Source organism: Staphylococcus sp. MSU001, assembly GCF_052976705.1.
In genome coordinates this window covers 1-8,587 of the sequence record NZ_JBRIKK010000038.1, presented here as the reverse complement: position 1 = coordinate 8,587, position 8,587 = coordinate 1, and the positions used below count along the sequence as shown (strand labels likewise).

Annotated in this window: 11 protein-coding genes and 1 pseudogene; 10 read left to right on the top strand and 2 right to left on the bottom strand. The window is 28.1% G+C overall.

Annotated elements, in window-relative coordinates; translation table 11 throughout:
• The 6 genes from ACVBFA_RS11555 to ACVBFA_RS11530 all read left to right on the top strand — a co-directional run.
• Positions 1-259: DDE-type integrase/transposase/recombinase (locus ACVBFA_RS11555; RefSeq protein ID WP_142298186.1), on the top strand; the 259-nt coding region annotated here is incomplete at its 5' end.
• A gap of 110 nt (positions 260-369) precedes the next feature.
• Positions 370-801, top strand: a complete 432-nt coding sequence (locus tag ACVBFA_RS11550; RefSeq protein WP_107508927.1) for a universal stress protein — start codon at positions 370-372, stop codon at positions 799-801.
• A 441-nt stretch (positions 802-1,242) separates the two neighbouring features.
• Positions 1,243-1,644, top strand: coding sequence for a hypothetical protein (locus ACVBFA_RS11545; protein ID WP_126122321.1), 402 nt, complete (start codon positions 1,243-1,245; stop codon positions 1,642-1,644).
• Between the two features lie 345 nt (positions 1,645-1,989).
• Complete coding sequence (locus ACVBFA_RS11540; RefSeq protein ID WP_237624192.1) at positions 1,990-2,214, top strand: hypothetical protein; 225 nt, start codon at positions 1,990-1,992, stop codon at positions 2,212-2,214.
• Between the two features lie 34 nt (positions 2,215-2,248).
• Positions 2,249-3,070, top strand: coding sequence for a hypothetical protein (locus ACVBFA_RS11535; protein WP_126122320.1), 822 nt, complete (start codon positions 2,249-2,251; stop codon positions 3,068-3,070).
• 203 nt (positions 3,071-3,273) lie between these two features.
• On the top strand, positions 3,274-3,369 hold the full coding sequence (locus ACVBFA_RS11530; RefSeq protein ID WP_000889978.1) for a type I toxin-antitoxin system Fst family toxin: 96 nt from the start codon (positions 3,274-3,276) through the stop codon (positions 3,367-3,369).
• Between the two features lie 134 nt (positions 3,370-3,503).
• On the opposite strand, the gene ACVBFA_RS11525 is transcribed toward ACVBFA_RS11530, so the two are convergent.
• A complete protein-coding gene (locus ACVBFA_RS11525; RefSeq protein WP_447158858.1) occupies positions 3,504-3,788 on the bottom strand; it encodes a hypothetical protein in 285 nt (94 codons plus the stop codon).
• A complete protein-coding gene (locus tag ACVBFA_RS11520) occupies positions 3,766-5,814 on the bottom strand; it encodes a hypothetical protein (RefSeq protein WP_447158857.1) in 2,049 nt (682 codons plus the stop codon). Before ACVBFA_RS11520 ends, ACVBFA_RS11525 begins: the two co-directional genes overlap by 23 nt.
• 406 nt (positions 5,815-6,220) lie before the next feature.
• On the opposite strand from ACVBFA_RS11520, the gene ACVBFA_RS11515 reads away from it, so the two are divergent.
• The 4 genes and pseudogenes from ACVBFA_RS11515 to ACVBFA_RS11500 form a co-directional block, all read left to right on the top strand.
• A complete protein-coding gene (locus ACVBFA_RS11515; protein WP_447158856.1) occupies positions 6,221-6,850 on the top strand; it encodes an NAD(P)-dependent oxidoreductase in 630 nt (209 codons plus the stop codon).
• A gap of 64 nt (positions 6,851-6,914) precedes the next feature.
• Positions 6,915-7,361: an Rrf2 family transcriptional regulator gene (locus tag ACVBFA_RS11510; protein WP_303521625.1), complete on the top strand. Its 447-nt coding sequence runs from the start codon at positions 6,915-6,917 to the stop codon at positions 7,359-7,361.
• Between the two features lie 199 nt (positions 7,362-7,560).
• Positions 7,561-8,139, top strand: coding sequence for a recombinase family protein (locus tag ACVBFA_RS11505; protein ID WP_408020787.1), 579 nt, complete (start codon positions 7,561-7,563; stop codon positions 8,137-8,139).
• 130 nt (positions 8,140-8,269) lie between these two features.
• A pseudogene (locus tag ACVBFA_RS11500) lies at positions 8,270-8,562 on the top strand (recombinase family protein); the annotation flags it as partial.
• Positions 8,563-8,587 lie beyond the last annotated feature (25 nt).

Below are 8,587 nucleotides of genomic sequence, written 5' to 3'. Positions count from 1 at the left end.
GGTAGCCATGGCTAAAGTAATTAAAGCTTTTAAACTTAAACCTGACTGTCATTGTACATCGAAATATCTGAATAACCTCATTGAGCAAGATCATCGTCATATTAAAGTAAGAAAGACAAGGTATCAAAGTATCAATACAGCAAAGAATACTTTAAAAGGTATTGAATGTATTTACGCTCTATATAAAAAGAACCGCAGATCTCTTCAGATTTACGGATTTTCTCCATGCCACGAAATTAGCATCATGCTAGCAAGTTAAGCGAACACTGACATGATAAATTAGTGGTTAGCTATATTTTTTACTTTGCAACAGAACCAGAATAAGCATATATATTCAGGGTATATATAAGTAATAGGAGGCTGGTGTAGATGTTCAAAAATATATTATTACCCTATGATTTCGAAAATGATTTTAGTGCTATTCCTGACTATTTAGAAAAAGTCACCGATGAAGATTCAGTTGTTGTAATTTATCACGTTGTAACAGAAAATGATCTTGCAATTAATGTCAAATATTATAATAAGCATAAAAAAGATATTATTAGAGAAAAAGAAAAAAAACTCACTCCATTTTTACGTGAATTAGAAAAAAGAGATATTCAATATAAAATAGATGTAGATTTTGGGCATATTAAAGATACAATCTTAGAAAAAATTACTTCTGGAGATATAAATAATGGTGAATTTGATTTAGTAATTATGAGTAATCATAGAGTCGATTTGAATATTAAACATGTTTTAGGAGATGTTACACATAAGATTGCTAAAAGAAGTTCTGTCCCAGTACTAATTGTTAAATAAACATAAGAAGTAAGAAATTTATTAATTCAAAAAGCCTAAATACTTTCTCACAAATCGAGAGAGTATTTAGGCTTTTTTATTTTTTTTAATTTTGGTTTGTGATTTTTTAGATTATTTTTTGATTAGTCGTTCTAAAAAAGATTGGACACGCATTTATGCCGAGAAAATTTATTGAAGTTGAGAAGAACTCTTAACTAAACTTGTAGACGAATGTCGGCATAGCGTGAGCTATTAAGCCGACCATTCGACAAGTTTTGGGATTGTTAAGGGTTCCGAGGCTCAACGTCAATAAAGCAATTGGAATAAAGCATCTATTTCTTAAATGTTAAAAATAGTTTCATTTAAAAGCGCTATGAAGCAACATTTTATTAAAATGAAGGATTTGATATAATAAATATTGATAATTAATCTATAGTACAAATATAAAAGGAGTTTTATAGTATGAATAAATTAAGTAATAAAGAAGCATTAAGAATGACTTCATTACTAAAAAGCAGCTTTAGGTTCGTCAGACATGAAACAAACGATTTAAAGAATGATATGTCTATAAGCCCTCAAGAAAAATACCAAAAGCTAGAAAGACTTGAACAAGAATGTGTCGAAAAGACACTAAGCCATACTGATATAGATAAGGAGTTTATTTTAAATCTTCATGATTTATTAATATCTTATAAATCTGGATCATATGAACGTAATTCTGCTTATAGAAATTTCTTATCTAAATATGTAGATGGAAATATAGAAAATCTTATTGCATTTATAAATAGTGATCTATTACCAGAATATGAATACGCTATTACTCATCCTAAATATATTATTAATTTAGCAATGGAAAATAAATAAGTTTAGTGCTATTAAAAACTTATAAATATAAGGGGGGTATGCAATAAGATAAGTAATGTGTACCTATAGAAATAAGATTTTTGGTTTATGTGAAGTGTGTAGCATAATTAAAATAATAAAAATCAAAGTGGGATCATAAAAGATTAGAGATTATATCAACTATTTCAGTACAAACTACATACGCTAAACATTTGAATGAAATATACAGAAAAAAAGATTATTATATGGAATAAAAATGAACACATTAAAAGAAGTGTATAGTATTTAATAGGAAAACATAACTTATATATTTAGAAATCAGGCGAGTAACATAAACGATCATTAGTAGAAGAACGATCAAAAAGGATGGCTAAACAAGATATCAATTTAGACAATAAAAAGATAGTTAATCCAACAGAATATTATGATTTAGTACAAGTTTATCAAGAAAGAGTACAAGATACTTATGATATAGATAGGTATTTGTATGATTTAGAAAATATGACTTTATTATTTGTTGATAAAGATAAAGACGATAAGAGTGCAGGTTTATTTCTACTAGAGTACTTTAATATTACTCCTTTGAAATAAATTTATTTCAAAAATAATAAAAGGATAAATAGAAATGAATATTAAATATCAAATAGACATCAGTAAAATTATTTTACAAATCATTAGTATGCTTGTTCCATTAGTTGGTATTATACTGAGCCAATTTAAAGGGACTGAAAGAAGAATGGACCAAAAGAAAGAAAAAATGAAACGAATATTTAATAATATATTTAGGTTTATATTTGTAATATTATTGATAGATTTACTTATATTAGTGGAACTTAGAGACTTCTATATAAATATTAAGCCTGAAAATCTGATTAAATATAAAAAAGATATCTATCAATTAATTTTAATATTAACAACTTTTTCTACAGTATATGCTTTTTTCTTAATGCCATTTTGGCTAAAAAAGAAGAGATATTATGAAATAGAATTGGAACACACAAAAGGGAAAAAAATAGCTTATGTGGTATTGAATAGAGATAAATCAAAAAATAAGGATGTAATAATATATAAAGATGATAAAAAAGAATATGAAGAAGATGTTGATTCAATTAAGCAGAGAGAGGGACGAGTTACATTTATTCCGAAAGCAAAATCTATATTTAATCTTAATAGGTCGGCTATAGAAGAAACTAAAACATTACCTATATGGAGCAGATGGTTATTTTTTATATTGATAATATTAGTTTCTTTAGTTGGAATTTTCAGTTGCATTGAAATGATAATGAATGTCTGGACTTTTAACTTAGGAAAAAGAGTAGTAATGTTTAGAATAATTATATCTATATTCCCAATTACTATTTTCATGTATTTTATTGCCATAATTAAGTTTTTATATCAATCTTGGTTAGGAAAAAATAAATTAGTATATGAGAAGAGCAAAAAATAATAAAGATAAATCATTAATAGACTTTAATAGAAAAAATGTATCTCTAAAATCATAAGAATGAAATTAAGTCAGACCAATAGATATTTAAAAACATAATTTCACTTATCGGAAGTTATCTATCATCGTATATGCGGAGATGATATAATATATAGGTCGCCTATCTCTCAGGCGTCAATTCAGACGCAGAGAGGAGGTGCTAATCTATGCTAGAAATCCTTGTTCACATCACGACCACAGTCATCAGTGGTTGTATTATTGCGTTATTTACGCATTGGCTACGTAATCGCAATAATAAATAGGCGACTATAGCCACACCTAAAAATCCCCTCACTATTGCAGTAGTGAGGGGATTGGTGCATCTATGCTAGTTTCCTTGTTAACTAAATTATAACACTGGTTAGTAGAGAAATGCAAAAGATGAAATATATTATAATTATTCATTAATTTTAGGGAACTGTGTTTCTACTTCATGTTTAATATTGTTAATATTATCTTTAAAGTCAGAAATTTTATTAACAATTTGTTCAACGATGTCTTTTTCTATGGGGTTTTTGATATTATCTATTATTTCATTGCTAGGAATTAATATATCTTCTGAAGTGTTGTACATTTCAGTCATAATATCTAACAAGTTATTCTTTGATAAATTAAGAGGAGAAATTCTTTCCCCTTTAACTAAGAAGTATGTATTTGTATTATTTTGTTCTAAGATTTTCATAGGTTTCCCCTTTCTTTTGATAAGTTTCTATACTTGATTCCATAGCTTCAACAAATTTATCATAGCTGTTTTCGGAAGAACCATAATTATTTGATATAAGGTTAGATGAAAACTCCCCAGTAAGTACTTGATAATCATTTTTATTATTTTTTGTAGTAATTATTAAGTAATCAGGATTTATTAATGCGCCTAATGTAGAATTATGTGTAACTAAGAAAATAGTACTGTGAGTAGCTAATTTTTTTAGGGCAGGTATTAATTCATCTTTAATATATGTATTATCAAGTGATGCTTCTGGTTCGTCAATAAGTATTATTGGATAACTTTTAGATTCTTCTAATCTCATCATTAGAGCAAATCCAACTGCTTGCCCTCCAGAAGCAGGAGTTCCATCAGAGTCTAGTAGTTCAACATTTAAATGAACAAAGTAGTCTGCTAAGTTTGAAATTTTAAAAAATGATTTATTTTTTAAGTTCTTTAAAAATTTGATATATTCTTTTTTCTGATAAGGAATTATAATATCATCTTTTACTGCATCTGACGTAGATATATCAGTTTTAAATTGAGAAGCGTTTTGAAATGGTGATATCTTGACTACAATTTGGTAATCGTATATTTGTTCTCTCATGAGTTCTTGTTCAGTAATGATATTCTGCATAAAATTAATTATCTCTTTTTCAATATGTGCCTTTTGAATTATTGGTGAAAAGTCACAATTTTTAATTGGTGTTATCCCTGTGTTTAATTGGACGGTTTTTTTAACCGATTCAAGTATTTTATTTACCTCTGATTTAATTTGATTTTTCAGTTTTTTATTTATGAACATATTTCTAAGTTCGTTATATGTTTCAATGAAAACTTTTCTTTTTTCTTTAGAGTTCTTTAAAAGTGTCCATAAGTCATTACTTTTTAGTAATTGTTCTATTTTAGTGATATAAGATTCTAAATTCTGAATAGGTATCATTTCAAAATTACTTTCTTTGTTAAGTCTAAACTTGGACTTTGAACGGCTTTTTGCGTTATCAGTAGCAAATTTTTTTACACTATCTAAATATTGTTCTACTTTTCCTTCGAATTCATATTCATCTCTATTTAAATATTCTTCGATAGCATTAAACTGTATTTCATATTGTCTTTTCCATCTATTAAAAGATGAATTACCTTGAACTTTTCTTTGTTTCTCTATATACTTATCTGCTTGAGCTGTTTCAAACTGATCAATTGCATAGTAATCTTCTGGATCATACTGTTTTTTAATACGTTTTAAAAATTTGCTTTTTCCAGTACCTCTTTTTCCTACTATTAGGTTCATTCCGGTTGAAACATTGTGTTCTTGAATTTCTATAATATTACTTAAATTATCTTTATTTGTATTAATACCTTTTTTATTAGCCATACAGTTTTTAATTTCAGTAAATGTACAGTTATCTATTTGTAAATAGGTATTTTTCATTTTTAATAAATCTATATCATTTCTTTCTTTTTCTAGATCATTTTTTGCTGCATGCGCATCACTGAATAGTACAGGAGTAATTAAATTATCTTGACTATATAGAGCTTGAAATTTTAATTGGTTTGATACTCCACCAACTACAGTTGCTGAAGAATTTTCTATTATTGTTGGTACAGATAGAGAATTGCTTTTCCCCATTTCAAAAATGTAAATAGCATCTTCCCAACATTTCATGTTCTTACAGTAATCTTCAGTAAGTAATTTTTTATTTTCATTTTGATTATGTAACCACTCTGAAAAGTTTTTCAAGTGTTCAATATTTTTTTCTGAAAAAATTATGTTTACATGACCATCTTCTAAACTTAACTCTATACCAGGAAACACTGTAGTATTAGGTAAATCTTGTTTAACTTTATTGAAGTTGTCTACATCAAATAAATCATGATTAGTGATAGCTATAGCATCTAAATTAGCTTGTTTTACATAATTTTGAATCCAATCAGATGAATATGTAAACTCATAATCTTTATTACTAGATACAGTATGAATATGAAAATCTATCTTCTTAACCATATAATCTCCCCTTTTTATATTTATAATATATTAATTAAACTTAAAAATAAACAGAGTGGATTTTTTAGTGGATAATAATTTTGTTTAATAAGAGTACACTCTAATCATACGTTTTAGTTACTATAAATTTTACTTACTACATGAGAATGGATTTACTTTTTAAATGAGTACAACTATTTAGTTTGTACTCATTTTTTATATCATGAATCTTTGAAGATTTATAGAACACTTGGAAGTAGCATTGTCTTAAAAGTGTACAATATACGATTCGAACGTGAGTTTTTCAATTTAAACACATAACTTGTAATTAAATATTTTACAAGTAAGGGAAGGTTTGTTAGAATTAACTTGTAATTATTAAGTTACAAGTTTTGAAATCAGGTATTTACCGAAGGAGGATATTATAATGAAAATAGCAGTTGTAGCAGCAAATGGTAAAGCAGGTCAATTAATTGTAGAAGAAGGATTGAATCGTGGCATGGATATTACTGCCATTGTTAGAGGGGAAAATAAAACACGTACAAATGATGCAATTATCAAAGATGTTTATGATATTGAAAAAAAAGATATAGAAGAATTTGATGTAATTGTTGATGCAGTAGGAGGTTTGACTCCGGAAACGGTTAATATTATTCCAGATGCAGCTAACCATTTAGCAAAAATTTTGCAAGGCTTAGAAATAAGATTATTGGTAGTTGGGGGAGCAGGAAGTTTATTTGTTAATGCAGAACATACTCAGACTGTTGCAGATGTTACACCTTTCCCAGATGAAGTCATGCCAGTACTTAATGCACATCAGAAAGCTCTTAATGATCTTCGTGAGTATGATGATGTTAAATGGACTTATATTAGTCCTGCAGCAGATTTCCAAGCAGATGGTGAGAGAACTGGAAAATATACACTAGGTGGCGAAGAGTTGATCCTTAACGGTCAAGGTGAGAGTGTTATTTCTTACGCGGATTATGCAATCGCAGTGATTGACGAGATTGAATCAGGTAGTCATATTAAAGAAAGAATTAGTGTTGTTGGAGAATAACAAAAATAATCTGCATTGACAGTTTTCTTGTAAGAGAATACATTACAAGAAGGAGGTTGTTGTGATGCAGATTTCAAGTAAATTTACGATAGGGGTTCATCTTTTATCGGCAGTTAATTATTTAGGAGAATATGAAAAAGTGACCAGTAACGTTTTGGCCGGAAGTATTGGTGTGAATCCTGTTATTGTAAGAAATGTTATGGGAAATCTTAAAGCAGCTGGTATCATTAGTATTAGTCAAGGAAAAACTGGTATTACTCTTTCAAGAAAACCTTGTGAAATTACATTTTATGATATTTATAAAGCAGTAGAACTTGTAAACGAAGATAATTTGTTTAACTTCCATGAAAATCCTAATCCAGCCTGTCCGATTGGGAGTAATATTCATATGGCAATGGACTCAAAGTTAGATAAAATTCAGCAAAGTATGGAAAATGAAATGCGTAGTATTACGCTTGCTGATGTTATGCAAGATATCACTAAAAAGTTAGAATCCTTAAGATCTTCTTAATAATTGTTATAAGATTGTATTTGACATAAAAAAAGAGTGTACAGAAAATAACCATTTTCTGTACACTCTTTTTTTGTGTCTATATATATAGCTAGTATACATATTTTAGTGTTCAATAACCCAACACAAAATCTATGTTCATAAATATGGTTAGAATTAAGTTATGGTACAATGAAAATACATATAGGAGGTTCGTATTTTGAAAATAGGTTATGCAAGAGTTTCAACTGGTTTGCAAAATTTGAATTTGCAGGAAGATCGATTAAATCAATATGGTTGTGAAAAAATATTTAGCGATCATATAAGTGGAGCAAAAAGTAAACGTCCTGGTTTAGATAAAGCCATTGAATTTGCGAGGTCAGGAGATACGATTGTTGTTTGGAGGCTAGATAGACTAGGACGTAATATGGCAGATTTAATCACATTAGTTAATGAACTTAATAATCGAGGCGTGAGTTTTCATAGTTTAGAAGAAAATATAACAATGGATAAATCAAGTTCTACAGGACAATTATTATTTCATTTATTCGCAGCGTTTGCAGAGTTTGAACGGAATTTAATTTTAGAACGTTCTTCAGCTGGACGAATTGCAGCTCGCGCCAGAGGACGTTATGGTGGAAGACCTGAAAAATTGAATAAAAAAGACTTAAATTTACTCAAAACACTTTATGATAATGGCACCCCCATTAAAACTATTGCAGAGCAATGGAAAGTTTCACGTACAACAATCTATCGTTATCTCAATAATTTAAATAACCAAGAAAATAAAGATAAATAAAAATATTACTAAGTTTTAAGAAAGCTAAAAAACTAGACAGGATACACCCTAATTATACAAATGAAGTTGTTGAATAAACAGTAACTAGAATGTATGATTAGGGTGTATATTAATTATGAGGTAGGAATCAATGATTATTGGCTATGCGAGAGTATAATCTTTTAATCAAAATTTAGAAAGACAACTTGAAAATTTAAAGACTTTTGTTATAGAGAAAAATTTTAGAGAGAAACAATCAGAAAAGTCAATCGAAAATAAATCTGCTCTTCAATAAGCACTTAACTTCGTAAGAATGAGAGACAGATTTGTACTAGAATCGATTGATCGTTTAGGTCGTAATTATGATGAAGGGTGATTCATACTGTTAATTATTTAAAAGACAAGGAAGTACAATTAATGATTACTAGCTTACCAATGATGAATTAAGTCATTGGTAAGCCATTATTGT

Bases quoted from the DNA above. Each gene is read 5' to 3' on its own strand.
- ACVBFA_RS11525 (WP_447158858.1), bottom strand. From the start codon at position 3,788: ATGAAAATCTTAGAACAAAATAATACAAATACATACTTCTTAGTTAAA.
- ACVBFA_RS11550 (WP_107508927.1), top strand. From the start codon at position 370: ATGTTCAAAAATATATTATTACCCTATGATTTCGAAAATGATTTTAGT.
- ACVBFA_RS11510 (WP_303521625.1), top strand. From the start codon at position 6,915: ATGCAGATTTCAAGTAAATTTACGATAGGGGTTCATCTTTTATCGGCA.
- ACVBFA_RS11545 (WP_126122321.1), top strand. From the start codon at position 1,243: ATGAATAAATTAAGTAATAAAGAAGCATTAAGAATGACTTCATTACTA.
- ACVBFA_RS11530 (WP_000889978.1), top strand. From the start codon at position 3,274: ATGCTAGAAATCCTTGTTCACATCACGACCACAGTCATCAGTGGTTGT.
- ACVBFA_RS11535 (WP_126122320.1), top strand. From the start codon at position 2,249: ATGAATATTAAATATCAAATAGACATCAGTAAAATTATTTTACAAATC.
- ACVBFA_RS11515 (WP_447158856.1), top strand. From the start codon at position 6,221: ATGAAAATAGCAGTTGTAGCAGCAAATGGTAAAGCAGGTCAATTAATT.
- ACVBFA_RS11540 (WP_237624192.1), top strand. From the start codon at position 1,990: ATGGCTAAACAAGATATCAATTTAGACAATAAAAAGATAGTTAATCCA.
- ACVBFA_RS11520 (WP_447158857.1), bottom strand. From the start codon at position 5,814: ATGGTTAAGAAGATAGATTTTCATATTCATACTGTATCTAGTAATAAA.